The 22,936-nt window shown below is 74.0% G+C and carries 20 protein-coding genes; 16 read left to right on the top strand and 4 right to left on the bottom strand.

All coding sequences use genetic code 11. From position 1 onward, the window contains the following. The first annotated feature begins 125 nt into the window (after positions 1 to 125). Positions 126 to 590 carry an SRPBCC family protein gene (locus KPL60_RS11280; RefSeq protein ID WP_226356044.1) on the top strand — a complete coding sequence of 155 codons (465 nt, stop codon included), beginning with the start codon at positions 126 to 128 and terminating at the stop codon, positions 588 to 590. A 9-nt stretch (positions 591 to 599) separates the two neighbouring features. Here the strand turns inward: KPL60_RS11280 and KPL60_RS11275 are convergent, their stop codons facing one another. Beyond that, complete coding sequence (locus KPL60_RS11275; RefSeq protein WP_226356045.1) at positions 600 to 1,361, bottom strand: IclR family transcriptional regulator; 762 nt, start codon at positions 1,359 to 1,361, stop codon at positions 600 to 602. 127 nt (positions 1,362 to 1,488) lie between these two features. Here KPL60_RS11275 and KPL60_RS11270 point away from each other — a divergent pair, with 127 nt between their 5' ends. Genes KPL60_RS11270 through KPL60_RS11260 form a run of 3 tightly spaced genes read left to right on the top strand, consistent with a single transcriptional unit; the run spans position 1,489 to position 6,110 of the window. Beyond that, positions 1,489 to 2,958, top strand: a complete 1,470-nt coding sequence (locus tag KPL60_RS11270) for an aldehyde dehydrogenase family protein (RefSeq protein ID WP_226365772.1) — start codon at positions 1,489 to 1,491, stop codon at positions 2,956 to 2,958. A 42-nt stretch (positions 2,959 to 3,000) separates the two neighbouring features. Beyond that, a complete protein-coding gene (locus KPL60_RS11265) occupies positions 3,001 to 4,557 on the top strand; it encodes an APC family permease (RefSeq protein ID WP_226350874.1) in 1,557 nt (518 codons plus the stop codon). After that, positions 4,554 to 6,110 (top strand): GMC family oxidoreductase, encoded by a 1,557-nt coding sequence (locus KPL60_RS11260; protein WP_226365771.1) that lies wholly within the window; start codon positions 4,554 to 4,556, stop codon positions 6,108 to 6,110. The genes KPL60_RS11265 and KPL60_RS11260 overlap by 4 nt, the downstream gene beginning before the upstream one ends. A 9-nt stretch (positions 6,111 to 6,119) precedes the next feature. Here KPL60_RS11260 and KPL60_RS11255 read toward each other — a convergent pair whose 3' ends face one another. Genes KPL60_RS11255 through KPL60_RS11245 form a run of 3 tightly spaced genes read right to left on the bottom strand, consistent with a single transcriptional unit; the run spans position 6,120 to position 10,270 of the window. Beyond that, entirely contained in the window at positions 6,120 to 8,561 is a 2,442-nt protein-coding gene (locus KPL60_RS11255) for a glycoside hydrolase family 3 C-terminal domain-containing protein (RefSeq protein ID WP_226365770.1), read from the bottom strand. Between the two features lie 27 nt (positions 8,562 to 8,588). Continuing rightward, positions 8,589 to 9,359, bottom strand: a complete 771-nt coding sequence (locus tag KPL60_RS11250) for a helical backbone metal receptor (protein WP_226365769.1) — start codon at positions 9,357 to 9,359, stop codon at positions 8,589 to 8,591. A 29-nt stretch (positions 9,360 to 9,388) separates the two neighbouring features. Next, positions 9,389 to 10,270: a TetR family transcriptional regulator gene (locus tag KPL60_RS11245; RefSeq protein WP_226365768.1), complete on the bottom strand. Its 882-nt coding sequence runs from the start codon at positions 10,268 to 10,270 to the stop codon at positions 9,389 to 9,391. A gap of 397 nt (positions 10,271 to 10,667) precedes the next feature. On the opposite strand from KPL60_RS11245, the gene KPL60_RS11240 reads away from it, so the two are divergent. From KPL60_RS11240 to KPL60_RS11185, 12 genes are all read left to right on the top strand, one after another. Next, positions 10,668 to 11,714 carry an alcohol dehydrogenase catalytic domain-containing protein gene (locus KPL60_RS11240; protein ID WP_226356051.1) on the top strand — a complete coding sequence of 349 codons (1,047 nt, stop codon included), beginning with the start codon at positions 10,668 to 10,670 and terminating at the stop codon, positions 11,712 to 11,714. A 45-nt stretch (positions 11,715 to 11,759) separates the two neighbouring features. Further along, positions 11,760 to 12,296, top strand: coding sequence for a 2,4'-dihydroxyacetophenone dioxygenase family protein (locus KPL60_RS11235; protein WP_226356052.1), 537 nt, complete (start codon positions 11,760 to 11,762; stop codon positions 12,294 to 12,296). Next, positions 12,293 to 13,012, top strand: coding sequence for an SDR family NAD(P)-dependent oxidoreductase (locus tag KPL60_RS11230; protein WP_226365767.1), 720 nt, complete (start codon positions 12,293 to 12,295; stop codon positions 13,010 to 13,012). Before KPL60_RS11235 ends, KPL60_RS11230 begins: the two co-directional genes overlap by 4 nt. Positions 13,013 to 13,123: 111 nt before the next feature. After that, a complete protein-coding gene (locus KPL60_RS11225) occupies positions 13,124 to 13,888 on the top strand; it encodes an ABC transporter ATP-binding protein (protein ID WP_226356054.1) in 765 nt (254 codons plus the stop codon). Next, positions 13,885 to 14,613 carry an ABC transporter ATP-binding protein gene (locus KPL60_RS11220; protein ID WP_226356055.1) on the top strand — a complete coding sequence of 243 codons (729 nt, stop codon included), beginning with the start codon at positions 13,885 to 13,887 and terminating at the stop codon, positions 14,611 to 14,613. The genes KPL60_RS11225 and KPL60_RS11220 overlap by 4 nt, the downstream gene beginning before the upstream one ends. After that, on the top strand, positions 14,610 to 16,559 hold the full coding sequence (locus KPL60_RS11215; protein WP_226365766.1) for an ABC transporter permease: 1,950 nt from the start codon (positions 14,610 to 14,612) through the stop codon (positions 16,557 to 16,559). Before KPL60_RS11220 ends, KPL60_RS11215 begins: the two co-directional genes overlap by 4 nt. A gap of 105 nt (positions 16,560 to 16,664) precedes the next feature. Beyond that, positions 16,665 to 17,912, top strand: coding sequence for an ABC transporter substrate-binding protein (locus tag KPL60_RS11210; RefSeq protein WP_226365765.1), 1,248 nt, complete (start codon positions 16,665 to 16,667; stop codon positions 17,910 to 17,912). Positions 17,913 to 17,997: 85 nt separating this feature from the next. Next, positions 17,998 to 18,813, top strand: coding sequence for an SDR family oxidoreductase (locus KPL60_RS11205; RefSeq protein ID WP_226365764.1), 816 nt, complete (start codon positions 17,998 to 18,000; stop codon positions 18,811 to 18,813). Between the two features lie 11 nt (positions 18,814 to 18,824). Continuing rightward, on the top strand, positions 18,825 to 19,748 hold the full coding sequence (locus KPL60_RS11200) for an enoyl-CoA hydratase-related protein (RefSeq protein ID WP_226365763.1): 924 nt from the start codon (positions 18,825 to 18,827) through the stop codon (positions 19,746 to 19,748). After that, positions 19,745 to 20,578 (top strand): enoyl-CoA hydratase/isomerase family protein, encoded by an 834-nt coding sequence (locus KPL60_RS11195; protein ID WP_226356060.1) that lies wholly within the window; start codon positions 19,745 to 19,747, stop codon positions 20,576 to 20,578. The genes KPL60_RS11200 and KPL60_RS11195 overlap by 4 nt, the downstream gene beginning before the upstream one ends. 53 nt (positions 20,579 to 20,631) lie before the next feature. Beyond that, entirely contained in the window at positions 20,632 to 21,825 is a 1,194-nt protein-coding gene (locus KPL60_RS11190; RefSeq protein WP_226365762.1) for an acyl-CoA dehydrogenase family protein, read from the top strand. Further along, positions 21,822 to 22,898 carry a phosphotransferase family protein gene (locus KPL60_RS11185; RefSeq protein WP_226365761.1) on the top strand — a complete coding sequence of 359 codons (1,077 nt, stop codon included), beginning with the start codon at positions 21,822 to 21,824 and terminating at the stop codon, positions 22,896 to 22,898. Before KPL60_RS11190 ends, KPL60_RS11185 begins: the two co-directional genes overlap by 4 nt. Positions 22,899 to 22,936 lie beyond the last annotated feature (38 nt).

The following is a 22,936-nucleotide window of genomic DNA, read 5'->3' as shown; positions in this document are numbered from 1 at the left end:
CACGGGCGTTCCGGGGAATCCGGCGCGGGTGCTCTCGATCATGGCCGGTCGCCGTGAGACCATCTGCGCCGGTCGGGAGCAGCGGGCCGGGTCCCGAGCGGCGCCCGGCCGGGGAGAGGAGCGTCGTGGTCGGCGTCCAGCGGGTGATGACGGTGTCCACCCCTGCCGAGACGGTGCTCGGCTACCTGGCCGACCACGGGCACAGCGAGATCTGGGACCCCACCGTGCGCTCCAGCACCCGCTCCGACGGCGGTGGCCCGGTCGCGGTCGGCGCCGCCTGGCACACGGTGTCGGTGTGGGGCGGGCGGGAGAGCGAGCTCGACCACACGCTGCGGGAGCTGTCGGCGGGCCGGGTCGTGTTCGTCGGGGAGAACCCGACGGTCACCGCGACCGAGGAGATCGTCGTCGAGCCGGCCGAGGACGGGGGGAGCGTCGTGAGCTTCCACGCCCGGGTGCGGCTCAAGGGTCTGCTGAAGCTGGCGGCGCCGTTCCTGCGGCGCGAGTTCGAGCGGCACGGCGACGAGCTGGAGCGCACCCTGCCGCCGGTGCTGGAACGCCTGCAGGGGCCCGCGCCGGCCCCACCGCCGTAGGCCCGCGGCTCAGCGGTCGCGCCAGAACCCCATGCGACGGCTGATCTCGCGCCCCGCGGCGACGACCTCCGGGGTGATCCGCTCGATCCGCTCGGCCGAGAGCCGGTAGGCGGGCCCGGACACCGAGAGGGCGGCCACCACCGCACCGCCGTGGTCCAGCACCGGCGCGGCGACGGCGTTCAGGCCGGTCTCCAGCTCCTCCAGCGACCACGCGTACCCGTGCCGGCGGACCCGGTGCAGCTCCTCGACGAGCGTGTCGCGGCCCTGCTCCGGCACCGTGTCCGGCATCGTCGCCGGGTCGTCGAGGACGACCGAGGCGAGCAGCACCTTGCCGCTGGAGGTGTTGTGCATCGGGGTGATCCGGCCGAGCCAGTTGAACGTGGTGACCATCGACGGGCCACGGGCCTGGTCGACGTTGACCGCCCACCCGCGGTCGGGGATGGCGATGTTGACGGTCTCGCCGAGCCGCTCCGCGAGCGTCTCGCAGACCGGGTGGCCCTGGGTGGTGACCTCCAGGCGCTCGGCGACCCGGCCGGCGAGCGGGATCAGCCCGAACCCGAGGCGGTACTTGCCGCGGTCGGCGATCTGCTCGACCAGCCCGCGCTCCTCCAACGCCCCGAGCAGCCGGAAGGCGGTCGACTTGTGGACGTCGAGCGAGGCCGCGAGCTCGCTGACCCCCGCCTCGCTGCGGTCGGCCAGCAGGGTCAGCAGGGTGATGGCCCGGTCGACCGACTGCACCCCGGGCTCCCGTCCGCGCACCGTGTTGCTCATCGCGCAACCCTAACCCGGCATTCGGCACGTTGCCACGCGGGGCGGCCGGAAAGCGTGACCGTCTCCCCACGCAAGGACGCCGGGCCCGCGTTTGCACACCGACCGGTTCCCGGTGAAAGCTCGCGCCGTGCCGAGCCTCTACATCGACGGAAGCTGGACCACCGGGTCCGCCGGGACCGCCCCGGTGGTCAACCCCTACGACGCCTCGACGGTCACCGAGGTCGACCAGGCCGGGCCCGACGACGTCGACCGTGCCGTCGCCGCCGCCCGCCGCGCCTTCGACGACGGGCCGTGGCGACGGACCACGACCGGTGAGCGCGCCACCCTGCTCGGGCGGATCGCCGACCTGCTGGTCCGCGACCGGGAGAAGATCGCCCGGCTGGAGACCCTCGACACCGGCAAGACGATCGCGGAGGGCCGCCAGGACGTCGACGACGTCACCGCCGTCTTCCGCTACTACGCCGGGCTGGCCGACAAGGACGCCGGGCGGATCGTCGACACCGGCAACCCGGCCGTCGTCTCGCGGATCGTGCACGAGCCGGTCGGTGTCTGCGCGCTGATCACCCCGTGGAACTACCCGCTGCTGCAGCTGTCCTGGAAGGTCGCCCCGGCGATCGCCGCCGGCAACACGATGGTGGTCAAGCCCAGCGAGGTCACCCCGCTGACCTCGATCGCGCTCGTCGAGCTGTGCGAGGAGGTCGGGATCCCGGCCGGGGTGGTCAACATCGTCCTCGGCGACGGCCCCTCGGTCGGCGGCCCGCTCTCCGAGCACGCGGACGTCGACATGGTCAGCTTCACCGGTGGCCTGGCGACCGGGCAGAAGATCATCCGCGCCTCGGCCGAGACGGTGAAGCGCACCGCCGTCGAGCTGGGCGGGAAGAACCCGAACATCGTCTTCGCCGACACCGACTTCGAGCTCGCCGTCGACTACGTGATGCTCGCGGTGTTCCTGCACTCCGGTCAGGTCTGCTCCGCGGGCGCCCGGCTGATCATCGAGGACTCGGTCGCCGACGCCGTCGTCGACGAGGTGGTGCGCCGCGCGCAGCTGATCCGGCTCGGCAACGGCCTCACCGACGGCGTCGAGGTCGGCCCGCTGGTCTCCGCCACGCACCTGGCCAAGATCGAGGACTTCGTCGCGGCCGCCCGCGCCGAGGGCGCCACGATCCGCTGCGGCGGCGCCCGGCCGGACGACCCCGAGCTGGCGAAGGGCTACTTCTACCTGCCGACGGTCATCACCGACCTCGCCCCGGACTCGCGGCTGATCCGCGAGGAGACCTTCGGCCCGCTGCTGACCGTCGAGCGGTTCGCCACCGAGGAGGAGGCCGTGCGGCTCGGCAACGACACCGCCTACGGCCTGGCCGGAGCGGTGTTCACCGCCGACATGGGCCGCGCCCACCGGGTCGCCTCCGCGCTGCGCCACGGCACCGTCTGGATCAACGACTTCCACCCGTACTTCCCGGGCGCGGAGTGGGGCGGCATGGGCCGGTCCGGCAACGGCCGCGAGCTGGGCCCGACCGGGCTGGCGGAGTACCAGGAGATCAAGCACGTCTGGACCAACACCGCCCCGGTACCGCAGGGGTGGTTCTCGGGCCGCTGAGGCCTCCATGATGACGCGACGCAACGGCACAGGAGGTCGACGATGACCGTTCCCGGACCGGCCCGGCGGGACCGCTCCCCGGACGCCGACGGCGACGGGGGAGGGCTCGCCGAGTTCGGCTACAGCCAGACCCTCGACCGCAGCATCGGCAAGTTCGCCAGCTTCGCGGCCGGGATCAGCTACATCTCGATCCTGACCGGCACGTTCCAGCTGTTCTACTTCGGCTTCGGCACCGGCGGCGCGGCGTACTGGTGGTCCTGGCCGATGGTGTTCGCCGGCCAGTTCATGGTGGCGCTGTCGTTCGCCGAGCTGGCCGGGCGCTACCCGGTCGCCGGGTCGGTCTACAACTGGTCCAAGCAGCTGGCCGGGCCGACCGTGTCCTGGCTGGCCGGCTGGATGATGTTCACCGCCTCGGTGGTGTCGCTGTCGGCGGTCGCGCTGGCCGCGCAGCTGACGTTCCCGCAGATCTGGTCGGGCTTCCAGCTCGTCGGCGACGCCTCCGACGCGGGCGACGCCGCCGTCAACGGCGTGCTGCTCGGCGCGATCCTCATCGTGCTCACCACGGTGATCAACGCGGTCGGGGTGAAGCTGATGGCGCGGATCAACTCGACCGGGGTGTTCATCGAGCTGATCGCCGCCGTCGTCATCGTCGTGGCGTTGCTGCTGAGCATCCGCAACCCCGTCTCGGTGCTGTTCGAGACCCCGGCCCCGGCGGCGGGCGGCGGCGGGTACTTCGGCACGTTCCTCGTCGCGGCGCTCGCCTCGGCCTACGTGATGTACGGCTTCGACACCGCCAGCTCGCTCGGCGAGGAGACGGTCGACCCGCGGCGCACCGCACCGGCGGCGATCCTGCGCGCGGTCGTCGCGTCGTTCGTGCTCGGCGGGCTGATCCTGCTCGGCATCATCCTGGCCGCACCGGACCTGGCCGACCCGCGCCTGGGCAGCAAGGACGGCGGCGGGCAGCTCGTGCTGCTGGAGGTCGCCGGCGGCACGATCGGCCGGGTCTTCCTGATCACCATCAGCATCGCGGTGATCGTCTGCCTGCTCGCGGTGCACACCGCGGCGATCCGGCTGATGTTCGCGATGGCCCGCGACAACGCACTGCCCGCCGGCTCCGTGCTGGCGCGGATCGACCCGAAGCACAAGACGCCGGTGGTGCCGGCGATCGTCGTCGGGGTGGTCGCGATCCTGATCCTGGTCGCGAACGTCGGCGTGCCCGAGGTCTTCACCGCGGTCACCAGCGTCGCGATCATCATGATCTACATCGCGTACCTGCTGGTCACGGTGCCGATGCTGGTGCGGCGGCTGCGCGGGCAGTGGCCGGACGAGGGCCAGAAGGGGTACTTCTCGCTGGGGCGTCTCGGCCTGCCGGTGAACGTGCTGGCGGTGCTGTGGGGCGCGGCGATGGCGATCAACCTGGCCTGGCCGCGCGAGGAGGTCTACGGCACCGGGTGGCTGCGGTTCATCGCGTTCCTGTTCATCGGGGTCGTGGCGCTGGCCGGGCTGGCGTGGTTCCGGCTGCGCGGGCGCCACGGGCTGGGCTGTCTGCCCGAGCACCGGGCGAAGGAGATCGAGCAGGGCATGGGGGAGACGGCGTGACCGACCGGTTCGACTACATCGTGGTGGGGGGCGGCTCGGCGGGCTGCGCGCTCGCCGCGCGGCTCTCGGAGGACCCCGCGGCGCGGGTGCTGCTGCTGGAGGCCGGCCCGTCCGACGTCGGCGACCCGAACATCCTGCGGCTCACCGACTGGATGGCGCTGCTCGACTCCGGCTACGACTGGGACTACCCGGTCGAGCCGCAGGAGCGCGGCAACTCCCACATGCGCCACGCCCGGGCGAAGGTGCTCGGCGGCTGCGGCTCGCACAACTCCTGCATCGCCTTCTGGACCCCGCGCGAGGACCTCGACGAGTGGGCCGCGTCCGGCCTGACCGGCTGGTCCGCCGACGAGTGCTGGCCGCTGATCCGGCGCCTGGAGACCAACGACGGCGACTGGGACGGCCACGGCCGCTCCGGCCCGGTCAACCTCATGCAGATCCCCGCGAAGGACCCCTGCGGCGACGCCGTGCTGGCCGCCGCCGCGCAGGTCGGCATGCCGACGGTGCGGTTCAACGAGGGCCACACCGTCACCGACGGCGCCGGGTACTTCCAGATCAACTCCTTCCCCGACGGCACCCGCGCCTCGGCGTCGGTGTCCTACCTGCACCCGATCCTGGGCTCGCGCCCGAACCTGGAGGTGCGCACCGACTGCTGGGCCTCGCAGGTGCTGTTCGACGGCACCCGCGCCACCGGCGTCGAGTACCAGCGGGGGATCGGCCCGGGCCGCGAGACCGCGCACGCCGAGCGCGAGGTGATCCTCTCGGCGGGGGCGATCGACACCCCGAAGCTGCTGATGCTCTCGGGCATCGGCCCGGGGGAGCACCTGCGCGAGTTCGGCATCGAGGTCCGTTCGGACCTGCCCGGCGTCGGCTCGGACCTCGACGACCACGTCGAGGGCCTGGTCTTCTGGGACGCGGCGAAGCCGATGGTCACCGAGTCGACCCAGTGGTGGGAGATCGGGCTGTTCCACCGCACCGACCCGGCCCTGGACCGGCCGGACCTGATGATGCACTACGGCTCGGTGCCGTTCGACATGAACACGCTGCGCTGGGGCTACCCGACCACCGACAACGGGTTCTGCCTCACCCCGAACGTCACCCGTGGCCGGTCCCGGGGGACCGTGCGGCTGCGCACCCGCGACTTCCGGGACCGGGCCCGGGTCGACCCGCGCTACTTCACCGACCCCGAGGGCCACGACATGCGGGTGATGACCGCGGGCATCCGGCTGGCCCGCCGCATCGCCGAGCAGCCGGAGCTGAAGGAGTGGATCGCCGCCGAGCTGGCGCCGGGCCCGGACGCCGTCACCGACGACGAGCTCGCCGACTACATCGGCAAGACCCACAACACCGTCTACCACCCGGCGTGCACGGCGCGGATGGGCACCGACGACGACCCGGGCGCGGTCCTGGACCCGCAGCTGCGGGTCCGCGGGGTGCAGGGCCTGCGGGTCGCCGATGCGTCGGCGATGCCGTTCCTGCCGGCGATCAACCCGAACATCACCACGATGATGATCGGGGAGAAGTGCTCGGACCTGGTGCGGGCCGCGCACGCCTGACCGGGCGCCTCACCCCTGCGCGGCGACCTCGACGTCGGCGTGCAGCGGGGTGTCGGTGACCGAGAACCCGAGGTGCAGGGTCCAGGTGCCGGGCTCGGTGGCCCAGGTGGCCCCGGCCCGGTGCCGGAACGCGCGCCGGGACACCGGGACGGTGACCGTCGTCGTGCCCGGGGCGGCGTCGACGACGGCCCAGCCGGCCAGCCACCGGGCCGGGCGCTCGACGTCGCCCCCACGTCGCGAGAGGTAGGCCTGCACGACCTGGCGCCCGGTCCGGGTGCCGGTGTTGGTCAGCGTCACGGTGACCTCGACGCCGTCCGGTGACCAGGGGCCGGTCGTCGCGTCGTCGAGGGTCCAGGTCGTGTACCCGAGACCGTGGCCGAACGGGTACGCCGGCGTCTCGCCGTGCCGCAGCCAGTTGCGGTGCCCGATGTGGACGCCCTCGTCGTAGCGCAGGACCCCGCCGGCCGGGACGCCGGAGAGCACCGAGCGCTCCTCGCCGGTCGCCGGCCAGGTTGTGGGCAGCCGCCCGCCCGGCTCCGCCGCGCCCAGCAGCACGTCGGCGAGGGCCTCGCCGAACCGCTCCCCGCCGAACCAGCCGAGCAGGACCGCGGCGACCTCGTCGCGCCAGGGCAGCAGCACCGGCGAGCCGGAGTTCACGACGACCACCGTGCGCGGGTTCGCCGCGGCGACCGCCCGCACCAGGGCGTCCTGGTGCCCGGGCAGCGCCAGGGTGGACCGGTCGAAGCCCTCGCTCTCGATCCGGTCGTTCGTGCCCACCACGACGACGGCGACGTCGGACTCCCCGGCCAGCGCGGCCGCGGCGGCGATCTCGGCGTCCGGGTCGGCGACCACGGTCTCGGTCCCGACGGTGACGGCGACCAGCGCCATCCCGGCCTCCTGCCCGGACGGGCGGAACCGCAGCACCAGGTCGACCGGCCCGTCGGTGGTGACCCCGGCGGTCACCGACGGAGCCTCGAAGATCGCCGCGCCGGGCCCCTCGTCGCCGGTCAGGACGCCCTCGGTGTCGAGCACGGTGGTGCCGCCCGCGTCGAGCGTCAGGTGCCCGACGGCGGCCGCGCCGACCCGGTGCTCCCCGGCCGGGGCGTCCCAGCGCAGGGAGATCTCGACGTGGTCGGCGCCCTCGGGGATCTCGGGGCCCATCCAGATCAGCGAGGCGCCGAGGCGGTCCTCGGCGCGCAGCTCGGCGCCGTCGGCGTCGCGGAACACCGCGCGCAGCCCGGGACCGCCGGTGACCGGGTTGGTGATGCGGCCGGGGTCGAAGGGCTGGACACCCTCGGCGACCTGCGCGCCCAGCCGGTACCGGACGCGGTCCCCGCCGAGCACGGCACGCAGCCCCTCCAGCGGGGAGACGACGGCGGCCGGTCGCACGGTGGCGCTGCCGCCGCCCTGGATGCGGGCGAGCGCCGCGTTGTGGCCGAGCACCGCGACCGTGCCGAGGGTGGCGGCGTCCCACGGCAGCTCTCCGGTGTTGCGGACCAGGACGCTGCCCGCGGCGGCGAGCTCCCGGGCGACGGTGGGCCCGTCCTCGGCGGCCGGGGCGGCGACGGGCGGGGCGCCCGCCCCGTCCAGCGCGCCGACCCGGGCGGCCAGGCGCAGCAGCCGGCGCACCTTCTCGTCCACCGTGGCCTCGGCGACCCGGCCGTCGCGGACGGCGGCGACGAGCCGCTCGCCCCAGACGCCCACCGGCCCGGGCATGACCAGGTGCTGCTCGGCGTTCGCCGAGGCCTCGGTGGTCCGGACCGCGCCCCAGTCGGACACGACCAGCCCGTCGAAGCCCCACTCACCGGTCAGTGGCTCGGCGAGCAGCGGGTTCTCGCTCATCGTCGGCCCGTTGACGGCGTTGTAGGCGGACATGAGCGCCCAGGCCCCGGCCCGGGTGACGACCGGCTCGAACGCCGCGAGGTACAGCTCGTGCAGGGTGCGCTCGTCGACCCGGTTGTCGACGGTGAAGCGCTCGGTCTCGGCGTCGTTGGCGACGTAGTGCTTCGGGGTCGCGGCGACGCCGTGGGACTGCAGCCCCGCCACGTAGGCCGCGGCGAGCTCGCCGGTCAGCAGCGGGTCCTCCGACAGCGACTCGAAGTGCCGGCCGCCGAAGGGGCTGCGGTGCAGGTTGATCGTCGGGCCGAGGACGACGTCGGCGCCCTGGCGGCGGGCCTCCGCGCCCAGTGCCGAGCCGTAGCGGCGGGCCGCGGCCGGGTCCCAGGTCGCGCCCAGCGCCGTCGACGACGGCAGCGACAGCGACGGGGTCCGCTCGTCGAAGCTCTCCCCGCGCACCCCCGACGGGCCGTCGGACAGCACCATCCGGCGCAGCCCGATCGCGGGTTCGGCCGGGGTGGACCAGAAGTCGGCGCCGGTGAGGAGCCGGACCTTCGCGTCCAGGTCGAGCCGGGGGATGAGCGTGTCGATCAGGTCCTCGTCGTCGGCTGCCATGACCCCGACCGTACCGAGGGCCGGGGCTCAGCCGGGGTGGGTCAGCGCCGCGGGAAGCTCGCGCGCCGCCTCCAGCAGGCTCGGGCCGTACCAGGTCAGCAGCCGCCCGCTGACCAGCACCGACGGCGCGTCGAACGCCTCGGGGCCGTCCTCGGCGGTGAACAGGTACGGCTCGTCGGGCAGCACGACGAGGTCGTGATCGGGCAGGTCGGCGGGGTCGAAGCGGGGGTAGCGCTCCGGGGAGCCGTCCAGGACGTTGACCACGCCGAGCCGGTCCAGCACGGCGCCGGTGAAGGTGTCCGAGCCGACCGCCATCCAGGGCCTGCGCCAGATCGGGACCACGGCCCGGCGACGGTCGCGGGCGGGCTCGACCGCGGCCCACAGCGCACGGGCCTCGCGCAGCCAGTCCGGCTCGTCCAGCCCGCACGCGGCGAGCATCCGGCCCAGCGAGGCGAGCCCGCCGTCGACGTCGCGGATGTCGGTCACGTACACCGGCAGACCCGCGGCGCGCAGCGCGTCGAGGTCGGGCAGCCGGTTCTCCTCCTGGTTGGCGACGACCAGGTCCGGTGCCAGCGCGACGATCCGCTCGACGTCGGGGTTCTTCGTCCCCCGGATCCGGTCCGCGCCGAGGTCGCCGGGGTGGGTGCACCAGTCCGTCGCGCCGACCACGATGCCGGGCGCGGTCGCCTCCAGCGCCTCGGTCAGCGACGGCACGATCGACACGACCCGCCGCACGGTGCCCGTGATCGGGACCTCACGGCCCTCGTCGTCGACCGGTGCCGCAGTCCGCGCAGTCATGGGGCCGACCGTAACCCGGCGCCCGCCGGTCAGCCGTGGTCGGGCAGACCGACCAGGGTGCGGCTGTAGGCGAGGTAGCGGACCGAGATCTGCTCGGGCGTCATGGGGCCGTCGGAGCGGTACCAGCTCGCGATGCCGACGAGCATCGTGACGACGGCCCGCGAGATGTCCGACGGGTCGGTCACCCGGATCCGGCCGGAGGCCGCCAGGCGCGTCACGGCGTCGTCGACGAGGGACTGGCAGGCGTTGCGGATGCCGGCGATCCGGCGGCGGTCGGCGTCGTCGAGACTGCGCATCTCGCTCGCGCCGATGAACGCCCAGTCCCGCCGGTAGGTGTGGAACAGCGTGAAGCAGTCGATCAGCAGGTCGAAGCGTTTCTCGGGGGTGTCGCCGTCGCGCAGGGAGGCCTCGCAGCGGGCGTGGAAGTCCTCCATGAGCATCGACATCAGCGCGACCAGCAGCGACTGCTTGCTCGGGTGGTGGTGATAGAGCCCCGGCACCGAGAGCCCGGCCAGGTCGGCGATGTCGCGGACCGTCGTGCCGTGGTACCCGAGCGCGAGGAAGCAGCGTTGGGCGGCGTCGAGTGCCGGGGGGAGGCGCAGCGGCGGGAACTCGCGCCAGCCGCCGGGACGGGTGGGGTCGAACAGGCCGGCGGGGCCGCCGCCGTCGAGGACGCTGGCCACCTCCTCGCCCGCCGCGGAGTGCTCCAGGTCCGAGAGCTCCAGGCCGAGCACGGCGACGCAGCGCCGCAACCGGTCGGCGGTCAGCTTCCCGCGGCCGGTCTCGGCGCGGCTGAGCGTCGCGGCACTGACGCCGACCTCGGTCGCGAGGTCGGTCAGGGTGAGCCCGGCGCTCTTGCGCGCCCGGCGCAGGGTGCCGCCGAGGCTCTCGAGGGCCACGGCGTCAGGCACTGCACGCAACAGTGCGAGCGCTCCGTCGGTTGAACACAACACGAGAGTGGACCCGGTCACCGGCCACGTCAAGCGTCGGTCCCGCGACGCGCGGTCATCGACCGGGGCGAGCCCACCACATGCACGCCGATCCGGCACCTTTTGCACGACCCGGACTCCGGCGTGCAGCGACCCGCGGCGACGGCCGGACGGGCGCGTTTCGTGGTAGTCGCTCTGGCCGTTCTGCACGATTCAGCAGGTCAGAGTGATGCGCCGGACGGTCTCGGGCCGGCGTGGACGGCCGGCGAAGTTCGGTGTGGACAGCTCTTGACGGGTGACCCAGGTCGCTTCTACGGTATGCGACGTCCAACGGACCGAGCGAGTGTTCCGTAGGTTGAATGCATCAGAGGTGATGAGGATGGACCGGCAGGCCCGGGCGGTGCGCTACCACGGCGTCGGCGATCTGCGGATCGAGGACGTCGTCGTCCCGTCGCCGGTGTCCCACGAGGTCACGGTGCAGGTGGCCTACGCCGGCATCTGCGGGTCGGACCTCCACGAGTACTACGCGGCGCAGACGGTCACGCCCGTCGACCCGCACCCGCTGACCGGCGCGCGACTGCCGGTCGTGCTCGGGCACGAGTTCGCCGGCACCGTCGTCGAGACCGGGCCGGACGTCACCGCCGTCGCGGTGGGTGACCGGGTCGCGGTGCGCCCCACCTACAGCTGCGGGCACTGCCCGGCCTGCCGGCGCGGGCACCCCAACTCCTGCACCGACCTCGCCTTCCACGGCCTCAGCGCGCACGGCGGCGGCCTGTCGACCTACACCACCGTCACCGACTCCATGCTGTTCGCGCTTCCCGGCGCGGTCGGACTGCGCGAGGGAGCGCTCGTCGAGCCGCTGGCCGTGTCCCACCACGGCGTGGCCATGCTCCTCGACGCCGCACCAGCCGTCGCCTTCGTCGGCGGCGCCGGGCCCATCGGGCTCGGGGCGGTCGCCGCCCTGCGGGCCGGCGGGGTCGGGACCGTCGTGGTCGCCGAGCCGTCACCGGTGCGCCGCGACCTCGCCGCGAAGATGGGCGCCACCGACGTCTACGACCCGGCCGACCGCGACCTCGCCGACGTCCTCGCCGGCCGGGTGCTCGACGCGGCGGTCGAGGCGGCCGGGCGTGGTGACGTCGTCGCCGAGGCCGTCGCGAACCTCGGCCCGCGCGGCCGGCTGGTGCTGCTCGGCCTGCACGAGGCGCCGATGTCGTTCGACCCCACCTCGATGCTCTACCGCGAGGTGACCATGAGCGGTTCCTCGACCTACACCGACGACGACTTCCGCGCCGTCGTCGACCGGCTGGCCGACGGCACCTACCCGACCGGCGACTGGACCGAGGTCCGCCCGGTGGACGAGGTGCTCACCGCGTTCGCGGACCTGCGCGCCGGGACCGCCACCAAGATCCTGCTCGACCTGACCTGACCTGACCGACCCGACACCACCACCCGTACTCGACGAGGAGTCACGATGACGGACCTGACCATCAAGACCGAGGACATCACCCTCAACGACGCCCAGCAGCTCGACGACGTCGCGACCCGCTACCAGGTCGACGACATCTACGCCCCGGCCGACGAGAGCTACTCGCCCTGGATGTTCATCGAGGGCTCCGAGGGCATGTGGGCCCGCTACCTGTGGTTCGACGTCCGCCTCGGGCAGTGGGCCGCGATGGTCCGCTCCGACGGCCCGGGCGTGCTCGGCCGCCACCGGCACCGCTCCGGCGTGATGGCCTACACCGTCAGCGGCAGCTGGGGCTACGAGGAGTACGACTGGGAGGCCGGCCCCGGCGACGTCGTCCAGGAGAGCCCGGGCGTCATCCACACCCTGCGCAGCGTCAACCCCGACGGCTTCCTCGCCTTCTTCGTCATCAACGCCTCCATCGAGTGGTTCGACGAGAACGACAACGTGGTGCTGACCGAGGACGTCTTCTACAACATCAACCGCTACGAGCAGTACTGCCGGACGAAGGGCATCGAGGTCAACCCGGCCCTGTTCCGCCGGTGACCACCGGAGACCTCGCCGGCCGCACCGCGGTGGTGACCGGGGCGACGTCGGGCATCGGCCTGGCGATCGCCCGGCTGCTCGCCGAGCGCGGCGCCCGGGTGCACGGCGTCGGCCTCGGTGCCGGCGCCGTCACCGACGCCCCGCCCGGCGTGGAGCTGACCGAGCTCGACGTCACCGACCACGCGGCGGTGTCGGCGTTCTTCGACGGCCTGCCCGCGCTGGACCTGCTCGTCCCCGCCGCCGGGATGTCGCTCGGCGAGGCGGAGCACGACCCCGCCGGGTTCGCCACCGTGCTGGAGGTCAACCTGCGCGGCGTGCACGCCTGCTGCCGCGCCGCCGAGCCGCTGCTGTTCGCGGGCGGCGGCGCCGTCGTGCTGATCGCGTCGATGTACAGCTACTTCGGGTCCGCCGCCAGCCCCGCCTACGCCGCCAGCAAGGGCGGGATCGTCGCCCTGGCGAGGTCGCTGTGCCAGGTCTACGCCCCGCACGGGGTGCGGGTGAACGCCGTCGCACCCGGCTGGATCGAGACCCCCCTGCTCGAACAGGCCCGTGAGGTCGCCCCCGCGGTGATCGCGGCGCTGGCCGAGCGCACCCCGCTGGCCCGTACCGGGCACCCCGCCGAGGTCGCCGAGGTCGTCGCCTTCCTCTGCTCGGACCGGGCGTCGTTCGTGACCGGCGCCGTGCTCCCCGTCGACGGCGGCTACCTCACCGTCTGACCGACCGCCCGCGGCACGCCCGCGCCGGTCGACCCCCTCCTCCCGCAGCGCGCGCACCCACCCCGGGTGCGCGCGCCGCCCCGGGCTGCCCCGATGCGGAGAAACCCACCCATGACCAGAACCTTCGTGACCGAGGACCTGACCGTGCGCTACGGCGGCCTCACCGCACTGCACGGCGTCTCGATCACGGTCGAGCCCGGCGAGTTCGCCGGGCTGATCGGCCCCAACGGCGCCGGCAAGACGACGTTCATCGACGCCGTCACCGGCTTCACCCCGGCCACCGGCCGGGTCACCCTCGGCGACGTCGCGATGCTGCCGCTCCCGGCGCACCGCCGGGTCGGCGCCGGGCTCAGCCGCACCTTCCAGAACCTGGAGCTGTTCGAGGACCTCACCGTCCGCGAGAACGTCCTCGTCGCGACCGAGCGGTCGCACTGGTGGTCACCGGTCGCCGAGTTCGTGCGGCCGGTGTCGTCGCGGCTGTCGGAGGTCGTCGAGGAGGTGCTCGACCTCGTCGGGCTCGCCGCGCACGTCGACGCCTACCCGCCGGACCTCTCGCTGTCGGCCCGCAAACTGGTCAGCGTCGCCCGTGCCCTGGCGGGCCGCCCGTCGGTGCTGCTGCTCGACGAGCCCGCCGCGGGCCTCGACTCCGACGCGAGCCTCGCGCTGGGGGAGCAGCTGCGGCGGGTCGCCGCGAGCGGGGTCTCGGTGCTGCTGGTCGACCACGACATGGACCTGGTGCTGCGCACCTGCGAACGGATCAACGTGCTGGACTTCGGAAAGCTGATCGCGTCCGGACCGACCGCGCAGGTCCGCGAGGACCCCGCCGTCGTCGCCGCGTACCTGGGCCACGCCGACGACGCCGAGGCGATCGCATGACCGCCCCCGCCATCGAGTGCCGCTCGCTCGTCGCCGGGTACGCCGGCGTCCCGGTCCTGCGCGGGGTCGACCTGCACGTGCAGCCCGGCGAGGTCGTCGCGCTGCTGGGCGGCAACGGCGCCGGGAAGACCACCACCCTGCTCGCGCTGAGCGGGGTCCTCGTCCCGGAGTCGGGCCAGGTGCTCGCCGCGGGCGGGCCGGTGCACGCCGGGCGCCCGCACCGCCAGGCCCGCAACGGCGTCATGCTCGTCCCGGACGACCGCTCGGTCTTCGCCGACCTCACCACGCGCGAGAACCTGCACCTCGTCCGGCCGCGCGTGCGGCGCTCCCGCCGGGAGACCGAGGACGCGCTGCTGGAGCGGTTCCCGGCGCTGCGGCCCAAGCTCGGGGTGCGGGCCGGGCTGCTCTCGGGCGGCGAGCAGCAGATGCTCGCCGTCGGGCGGGCGCTGCTCACCGACCCCCGGGTGCTCATGATCGACGAGCTCAGCCTCGGCCTGGCCCCGCTGGTCGTGCGCGACATGCTCCCGACGATCCGGCGGATCGCCGCGGAGGCCGGCGTCGGCGTCCTGCTCGTCGAGCAGCACGTCGACCTCGTCCTCGCCCACTCCGACCGCGTCTACGTCCTCAACCGCGGGCGGGTGGTGCTCGAGGGCACGTCCGCCGAGCTCCGGTCCGACCGCGACCGGCTGCGCGCGAGCTACCTGGCCACGGAGGCCATCGCATGAGCGACATCCTGCTGTTCGCGATCCTCGGGACCGGCGCCGGCGCCGTCTACGCGCTGATCGCCCTGGGCATCGTGGTGATCCAGAAGGCCACCGGCGCCGTCAGCTTCGCCCACGGGGCGATCGCCGGCGTCGCGGCCATCTACTTCGGGGTCTCGACCAGCGAGGGCACCGCCCCCGCGGTCGCGGCCGTCACCGCCGTCGTCGCCGCCGGGGTCGGCGGGGTCGGCGGGCTGCTGTTCCACCTGCTGGTGATGCGACCGCTGCGGCACGCCCCGCTGCTGGCCAAGATCGTCACCACGCTCGGTCTGATGCTGGTCCTGCAGGGGCTGGCGACCCAGATCTGGAACGTCCCGACGGTCATCGCCCCGGCGATCTTCCTGACCGACACCGTGCAGATCTCGGGCATCAGCTTCGGGATCGACCGGCTGCTGCTGCTCGCCACCGCGGTGCTGCTGGCGACCGGGCTGTGGGCGCTCTACCGGTTCACCCGGTTCGGCACCGCCACCCGCGCCGCCGCCGAGAACGAGCGCGGCGCGGCGCTGCTCGGGTACTCCCCGGACGTCATCGGGGCGGCGAACTGGGCGCTGGGCTCGATGCTCGCCGCGCTCGCCGGGGTGCTGTTCGCGCCGATCACCGCGCTCAACATCGCCACCCTGAGCCTGCTCGTGGTGCCCGCGCTGGCCGCGGCGCTCGTCGGCCGGTTCACCTCGTTCGGGGTGACCGTCGGCGTCGCCGTGGGCATCGGGATGCTGCAGTCGATCCTCACCCGGTTCGTCACCCAGCCCGGCATCAACGACGCACTGCCGTTCGTGATCATCGTGCTGGTCATGATCGTGTCCGGGCGGCTGATCCCCGGCCGCGGCGCCCGCGCCGTCGCCCGGCTGCCGCTGGCCCCGGCGGTGCACAGCAGGCTGCGGCCGCTGCTCGTCGTCGGCGGGCTGGCGGTGCTGGGGCTGGCCGTGCTGCCCGACACCCTGCGCGGCGGCATCACGACCTCGCTGGTCACCGTCATGATCGCGCTGTCGGTCGTGGTCGTCACCGGGTTCACCGGGCAGATCTCGCTGATGCAGATGGCCTTCGCCGGGATCGCGGCGTTCATGGTCTCCCGCGGCGCGGTCGAGCTCGGGCTGCCGTTCCCGCTGCCGATGCTGCTCGCGGTGGTCGTGGTGGTGCCGGTCGGCGTGCTGCTCGGTCTGCCCGCCATCCGGGTCCGCGGCATCAACCTGGCCGTGGTCACCCTCGGCGCCGCCGTCGCCGTGTCGAGCTTCGTGTTCGGCAACGTCGACTGGACCGGCGGCGCCGACGGCAGCCCGGTCCCCTCGCCGGACCTGTTCGGCCTCTCGCTCGACCCGGTCGTCCACCCGGTGCGGTTCGGCCTGTTCGCCACCGTGGTCACGCTCGCCCTGCTGGCCGGAGTGATGAACGTGCGCCGCAGCGCCATCGGCCGCCGGATGCTGGCCGTGCGCGCCAACGAGCGCGCGGCGGCCGCGGTGGGCATCGACGTCGCCCGCACCAAGCTGCAGGCCTTCGCGCTGTCGGCGTTCATCGCCGCGGTCGGCGGCAGCGTGCTCGGCTACCAGCTCGGCGCCGTCGCGTTCACCCGCTTCGTCCCGCTGGCCTCGATCAGTGTGCTGGCCGTGGTCTACATCGGCGGCGTCGCCACCGTGTACGGGGCCGTGGCCGCCGGCGTCATCGTCAACGGCGGGATCCTCTACGTCCTGCTCAACTCCGTCCCCGGCATCTCCGCCTGGTGGATCGTCCTGTCCGGCGCGCTGCTGATCGTCAACGCGGTGCTGCAGCCGGACGGCATCGCGGTGGCACTCCGCGACCAGTACCGCTTCGTCCGCGACCGGCTCGGCCGGCCGGGGACACGGGCGCCCGAGCCGGTGGACCGCACCGGTGACGCCCCGGAACCGGCCGTCGCCGCCGCCGTCCGGTCCGACTGACCCTCCGGCGACCCCGGACCCCCCGACCCACCCCACCCGGGTGGGCAGCCCCCGCACGCCCTCCTCCGGCGGCCCACGCCGCCACCCCCTGATCTGGAGCGAACGATGAAGTTCAGCACGCGCGTCGCGGTGATCGCCGCCGCGTCCGCCCTCGCCGTCGGCCTGGCCGCCTGCTCCTCGGCGGCCACGTCGTCGAGCACGGCCAAGGAACCCGGATCGGTGGCCGGCCCCGCGGGCGACCCGATCGTCTTCTACGACATCACCGACGCGACCGGCCTCGGCGCGGTCAGCGCCGCGATCTCCCAGTTCACCACCGGCGAGCTCGCCGCACAGGACCACATCAACGCCCAGGGCGGGGTCGGCGGACGGCCGATCAAGATCGTCAAGTGCGACAGCAAGGCCGACCCGGCCGCCACCACCGCGTGCGCCCAGGAGGCCGTGCAGAACAAGGCCGTCGCCAAGCTCGGGCTGTCGGTCGCCTGGGGCGAGAACGGGTTCCCGGTGCTGGCCCGGGCCGGTGTCCCCAGCCTCAACCCGCCGGTCAACCCGCAGGACCTGCAGGAGGCCGGGAACTCCTACGTCACCGGCGGCTCCTCGGAGTACGAGGCCCAGGTCTACTACGCCGGCAAGACCCTCGCCGCGAAGAGCGCGGTCGTGTTCACCGACGAGAACCCCTCCGGCCAGGACCAGGTCGCCCGGGTGACCAAGGCGGTGCAGCGCTACGGCTTCGACATGACCGTCACCCCGGTCTACCTGCCCTCGGGCACCGCCGACCCGACGCCGTTCGTGGCCAAGGCCGTCTCCGGCAAGCCCGACGTCGTGTTCACCAACCAGAGCGGCGCGCAGGCCGTGTCCGCCTACACCGCCTTCCACCAGCAGGGCTTCCCGACCGACCGGATCCTCAACCAGGGCGGCGCGGCCGACTTCGACAGCTTCTTCACCAAGGTCTCGCCCGAGATCGCCGACGGCACGATCTTCAGCTACGCCTACCAGAACCCGGACGACCTGTCCGACCCGCAGGTGAAGCTCTACCGCGACGCGATGCAGCAGTACGCGGGCCGCGACGGCAAGTCCGAGTTCTCCCAGTGGGGCTTCGCCAACGTCATGACCCTCGCCGAGATCGCGAAGAAGATCGGCCCGGAGAAGTTCGACGCCGCCTCGCTCAAGGCGTTCCTGACCACCGTCGACAACTTCCCGATGTTCATGGCGCAGCCTCTGAGCCGCAAGTACGCGACCCCCGACGCCCCGGCGAACCTGCGCCCGCAGATCCAGGTGCTCCAGTACAAGGGCGGCAAGCTCGAGACCGTCCAGCCCTGGTTCAACCCGTACGACTTCATGAACCGGGCCGGCTGACCCGGCACCCGACCACCGGGCCGGCCGGGCGCGTCCCGCCCGGCCGGCCCGGTCCCACCCGACCACCCCCACCAGGAAGGCCACCGTGCCGGCACACCAGCTCCCCGACGACCTCCTCGACGGCCGGGTCGTGTTCCTCAGCGGCGGCGGCAGCGGCGTGAACCTCGGCATCGCCCGGGTCCTCGCCGACCTCGGCGCCGACCTGTCCCTCTACGGCCGCACCGCCTCCCGCCTCGACGAGGCCGCCGAGGAGCTGCGCGGCCGCGGTGCCCGCGTCGTCACCACGGCGGGCGACGTGCGTTCCGCGGAGCAGGTCGCGCACGCGTTCGAGCGCACCGAGGCCGGGCTCGGCCCGGTCGACGGCGTCGTGTGCGGGGCCGCCGGGAACTTCGTCGCCCCCGCCGAGTCGATCAGCTCCAACGGGTTCCGGGCGGTCGTCGACATCGACCTGCTCGGCAGCTTCCACTGCGCCCACGCCGCGTTCGACCAGCTGACCCGCACCCGCGGCAGCGTCCTGTTCGTGACCGGTGCCCAGTCCGCGGGCGCCTTCGCCCACCAGGCCCACGTGGGCGCCGCCAAGGCCGGCGTCGACCAGCTCATGCGCACCCTCGCCGTCGAGTGGGGGCCGCACGGGATCCGGTCGAACTCGCTGCTGCCGGGCCCGGTCCACGACACCGAGGGCATGCGCCGCCTCGCCGAGGGCGGCAGCGCACCGTGGACGGACTCGGTGCCGCTCGGCCGCTTCGCCGACGCCGAGGAGGTCGGCCGGATGGCCGCGGTGCTGCTGTCGCCGCTGGCCGCCTACGTCACCGGCACCGTCGTCCACATCGACGGCGGGCTCGCCCTGTCCGGTCCCGCGCTGGTCAACCGGACCGTCCTCGCCCCCGCCCCCCGAGTCTGAGAGCCGGCCCGATGCCGTCGCACGTCACCCTGTCCCTCGACGCCCACGTCCTCACCGTCACCCTCGACCGGCCGGACCGGCTCAACGCCTTCACCGACCGGATGGAGGCCGAGCTGGTCGCGGCGTTCGACCGCGCCGACACCGACGACGAGGTCCGCGTCGTCGTCCTCACCGGTGCCGGCCGGGCGTTCTGCGCCGGCATGGACCTCGCCGAGGCCGACCCGGACGCCACCTTCGCCCACTGGCGCAGCAGCGACACCGCGCCGCCCGGTACCCGGTTCGACCTGCCCGGCGAGGACCTGCCCCTGCGTCGCGACGGCGGCGGCCAGGTCGTGCTGCGCATGCTGGAGTCGCGTACGCCGATCATCGCCGCGGTGAACGGGCCCGCGATCGGTGTCGGCGCGGGCCTGACCCTCGCGGCGGACCTGCGCCTGGCCGCCGACACCGCCCGCTTCGCGTTCCCCTTCACCCGGCTCGGCGTGGTGCCGGAGTCCTGCTCCAGCTGGCTGCTCCCGCGGCTCGTACCGGTGCAGCAGGCGTTCGAGTGGGTACTGACCGGCCGCCGGTTCGACGCCGGGGAGGCCCTGCGCGGCGGCCTGCTCCGGTCGGTCCACCCCGCCGCCGAGCTGGCCGACGCCGTCCGGGCACTGGCCGTCGAGCTCACGGAGTGCTCGCCGACCTCGGTGTCGCTGGCCCGGCGGATGCTGCTGGCCGGGCTCGGCGCGACCCACCCGGTGCAGGCCCACCAGACCGAGACGCTCGCGCTGAACCGGCGCGGGACCAGCGCGGACGCCCGTGAGGGGGTGCGGGCCTTCCTCGAACGCCGGCCACCCCGGTTCACCGACCGGGTGTCCGACGCCCCCGACGTGCTGCCCGCCGCGCCCGCCTATGCACCCCCGCCGGGGGCACGTCCGCACCCCGACGGCCCCGCATGAGGAGCACCGTGCACCCCGACCCGCCCGTGGTGGAGGTCGAGCGCCCCGAGCCGGGCGTCGTCCGGATCACCCTGTCCCGGCCCGACCGGCTCAACGCACTGGACCGGCGGCTGGTCACCGAGCTCGACACCGCGCTGACCGCCGCCGACGCCGACCCGGCCTGCCGGGTCGTGATCCTCACCGGCGCGGGCCGCGGCTTCTGCGCCGGCCTCGACCTGGACGGCTTCGAGACGCCCGGCGGCGGGGACACCGCACCGGGCGAGGGCCCGATCGAACGGCTGGCCCGCCAGCGCGACATCGCCCGGCTCGCTGTGCGCATCCACGAGCTCCGCCCGCCGGTGGTCGCCGCGGTCAACGGGCCCGCCGCGGGCGGGGGACTGGCCCTCGCCCTGGCGAGCGACATCCGGGTGGCGTCGACCTCGGCCGTGTTCGCCGTCGGGTTCCTGCGCGCCGGCTACTCGGCCTGCGACATCGGGATCTCGTGGCTGCTGCCGCGGATCGTCGGCACGGGTCGTGCCCACGAGCTGATGCTCACCGGGCGCCGTGCCGACGCCGCCGAGGCGCTCCGGATCGGGCTGGTCACCGACGTCGTCGCACCGGAGGAGCTGACGGACACGGCCGCGGCCACCGCGCGGGCGATCCTCGCGAGCCCCCCGTTCTCGGTCGAGCTGACCAAGCAGGGGATGTGGGCCGGGGTCGAGAACCCGGGCTTCGCCGCGGCGGTCGAGTTCGAGAACCGCCAGCAGGTCCTCACCGCGCTCACCGACGACGCCCGCGAGGCGACCCGGGCCTTCCTCGACAAACGCCCCCCGACCTACCGGCGCCGCTGAGCGCCGTCCACCGACGACGGTCCCCGCCGTCGTCACACCCACCTGGAGAGACTGTGACGGTCGACCTCACCCACGACCCGGCCATCACCGAGCTGGCCCGACGCACCGCGGAGTTCGTCCGGACCACGGTGATCCCGGTCGAGAACGCCCACGACGGCGTCGCGCCCCCCGAGCCGGAGCGCCGCGCGCTGCAGGCCGCCGCCCGGGAGGCCGGGGTGTTCGTGCCGCACGCCGCCCCGGAGCTCGGCGGGCACGGCCTGGACATGTGCGGCCGGGCGCCGGTGTTCGAGGAGGCCGGGTACTCGTTGCTCGGTCCGCTCGCGCTGAACATCGCCGCCCCGGACGAGGGCAACGTGCACCTGCTGGAGCGGGTCGCGACCGAGGAGCAGAAGGCCCGGTACCTGGTCCCGCTCGCGGCGGGGGAGGTGCGCTCGTGCTTCGCGATGACCGAGCCCGCGCCGGGTGCCGGGTCGGACCCGGACGCGTTGTCCACGACCGCGGTCCGGGTAGACGGCGGCTGGCGGATCGACGGCCGGAAGTGGTTCGTGACCGGCGGCGACGGCGCGGCGTTCGCGATCGTCATGGCCCGCACCACCGGTGCCCCCGGTGACCGCGGCGGGGCGACGATGTTCCTGGTCGACGCCGGCAACCCCGGCATGACGATCGGACGGCACATCCCGACGCTGGACGAGTCGCTCTACGGCGGGCACCTGGAGGTCGAGTTCTCCGACTGCCGCATCGGCGACGACGCCGTGCTGGGTGAGGTCGACGAGGGCTACCGCTACGCCCAGGTGCGTCTCGGCCCGGCCCGGTTGACCCACTGCATGCGGTGGCTGGGCATCGCGCGCCGTGCGCAGGACATCGCGGTGGCGTGGGCGGCGGAGCGGCGGGTGTTCGGGTCGCGGCTGGCGGATCTGGGGATGGCGCAGGCGATGATCGCCGACAACGAGATCGACATCGCGGCCGCGCGCGGGCTGATCCTGCGCGCCTGCTGGGAGCTCGACCAGGGCCGCCCCGCCGGGATGGAGGTCTCGATCGCGAAGACGTTCACGGCGGAGGCGGTGTGGCGGGTGGTGGACCGCTCGTTGCAGCTCAACGGCGGGCGCGGGGTGTCCGGGGACGTGCTGCTGGGCCGGTTCCTGCGGGAGGTGCGTCCGTTCCGGATCTACGACGGGCCGTCGGAGACCCACCGCTGGTCCATCGCGAAGCGCACCGTCGGCCGCTACCGCGCGGAGCAGGCCCGATGAGCGTCACCGATACGACCGAGACGCCCGGCACGACCGACGCCGTCGGCACGACCGACGGCCTGGACCTGGCCGCGCTGGACGTCTTCCTGCACCAGCACGTCGACGGCTACCGGGGCGGGGTCACCGCGGAGCTGGTCTCGGGTGGGCGGTCGAACCTGACCTACCGGGTCACCGACGGCGAGCACGTCTGGATCCTGCGCCGCCCCCCGCTCGGAACACTGACCCCCTCGGCGCACGACATGGGCCGCGAGTACCGGGTCGTCGCCGCCCTCGCGGGCAGCGGGGTCCCGGTCGCACCGGCGGTCGCGCTGGCCGACGACGCGGTACTCGGGGTGCCGTTCGCGCTCACCGGGTTCGTCGACGGGATCGTGGTGCGCAGCGAGGACGACCTCGCCGCCCTCGACGACCCGACCGTGCGGGCGACCGCGTTCTCCCTGGTCGACACCCTCGCCGCGCTGCACGCCGTCGACGTCACCACCGGCCCCCTGGCCGAGCTCGGCCGCCCCGCCGGATACCTGCGCCGCCAGGTCGAACGCTGGTACGGCCAGTGGCAGCGCGTCGCCACCCGCGAGCTGCCCGACGTCGACACCCTGCACGGCCTGCTCGACGCGACCTGCCCGGCCGAGAGCGACCACGCCGTCGTGCACGGGGACTTCCGCATCGACAACGCCATCCTCGACCGCGACGACCCCACCGTGGTGCGCGCACTGGTCGACTGGGAGATGGCCACCCTCGGCGACCCGCTGGCCGACCTGGCCCTGCACACCGTCTACGGCGACCCGGCCTTCGCGCCGGTGCTCGGCGGGTCCGCGGCCTCCACCAGCCCGCGCATGCCGACCGCCGAGGAGCTGGTCGACCGCTACGTCACCGCCTCCGGACGGAGCCCGCGGCACTGGGCGTTCCACCGTGGCCTCGCCTACTTCAAGTCCGCCGTGATCGCCGAGGGCATCCACGCCCGGCACGTCCGTGGCGACACCCGTGGCGAGGGGTTCGGGCTCGTCGGCGAGGCGACCGCACCGCTGGCCGCGGCCGGGGTCGCGGCGGCCCGCCCGAGCGCCCTCGCAGCGGGCTGAGCGGCGACGGCCCGGCCCTCGGACCGGGCCGAGCGGCG

It is taken from the genome of Pseudonocardia sp. ICBG162 (genome assembly GCF_020496225.1).
Lineage (GTDB): Bacteria > Actinomycetota > Actinomycetes > Mycobacteriales > Pseudonocardiaceae > Pseudonocardia > Pseudonocardia alni.
This window is presented reverse-complemented; position numbering and strand designations above follow the sequence as displayed.

Coding starts and splice junctions, on each gene's coding strand:
- KPL60_RS11275 (WP_226356045.1), bottom strand. CDS start 1,361: ATGAGCAACACGGTGCGCGGACGGGAGCCCGGGGTGCAGTCGGTCGAC.
- KPL60_RS11265 (WP_226350874.1), top strand. CDS start 3,001: ATGACCGTTCCCGGACCGGCCCGGCGGGACCGCTCCCCGGACGCCGAC.
- KPL60_RS11255 (WP_226365770.1), bottom strand. CDS start 8,561: ATGGCAGCCGACGACGAGGACCTGATCGACACGCTCATCCCCCGGCTC.
- KPL60_RS11250 (WP_226365769.1), bottom strand. CDS start 9,359: ATGACTGCGCGGACTGCGGCACCGGTCGACGACGAGGGCCGTGAGGTC.
- KPL60_RS11240 (WP_226356051.1), top strand. CDS start 10,668: ATGGACCGGCAGGCCCGGGCGGTGCGCTACCACGGCGTCGGCGATCTG.
- KPL60_RS11235 (WP_226356052.1), top strand. CDS start 11,760: ATGACGGACCTGACCATCAAGACCGAGGACATCACCCTCAACGACGCC.
- KPL60_RS11225 (WP_226356054.1), top strand. CDS start 13,124: ATGACCAGAACCTTCGTGACCGAGGACCTGACCGTGCGCTACGGCGGC.
- KPL60_RS11220 (WP_226356055.1), top strand. CDS start 13,885: ATGACCGCCCCCGCCATCGAGTGCCGCTCGCTCGTCGCCGGGTACGCC.
- KPL60_RS11215 (WP_226365766.1), top strand. CDS start 14,610: ATGAGCGACATCCTGCTGTTCGCGATCCTCGGGACCGGCGCCGGCGCC.
- KPL60_RS11210 (WP_226365765.1), top strand. CDS start 16,665: ATGAAGTTCAGCACGCGCGTCGCGGTGATCGCCGCCGCGTCCGCCCTC.
- KPL60_RS11200 (WP_226365763.1), top strand. CDS start 18,825: ATGCCGTCGCACGTCACCCTGTCCCTCGACGCCCACGTCCTCACCGTC.
- KPL60_RS11195 (WP_226356060.1), top strand. CDS start 19,745: ATGAGGAGCACCGTGCACCCCGACCCGCCCGTGGTGGAGGTCGAGCGC.
- KPL60_RS11185 (WP_226365761.1), top strand. CDS start 21,822: ATGAGCGTCACCGATACGACCGAGACGCCCGGCACGACCGACGCCGTC.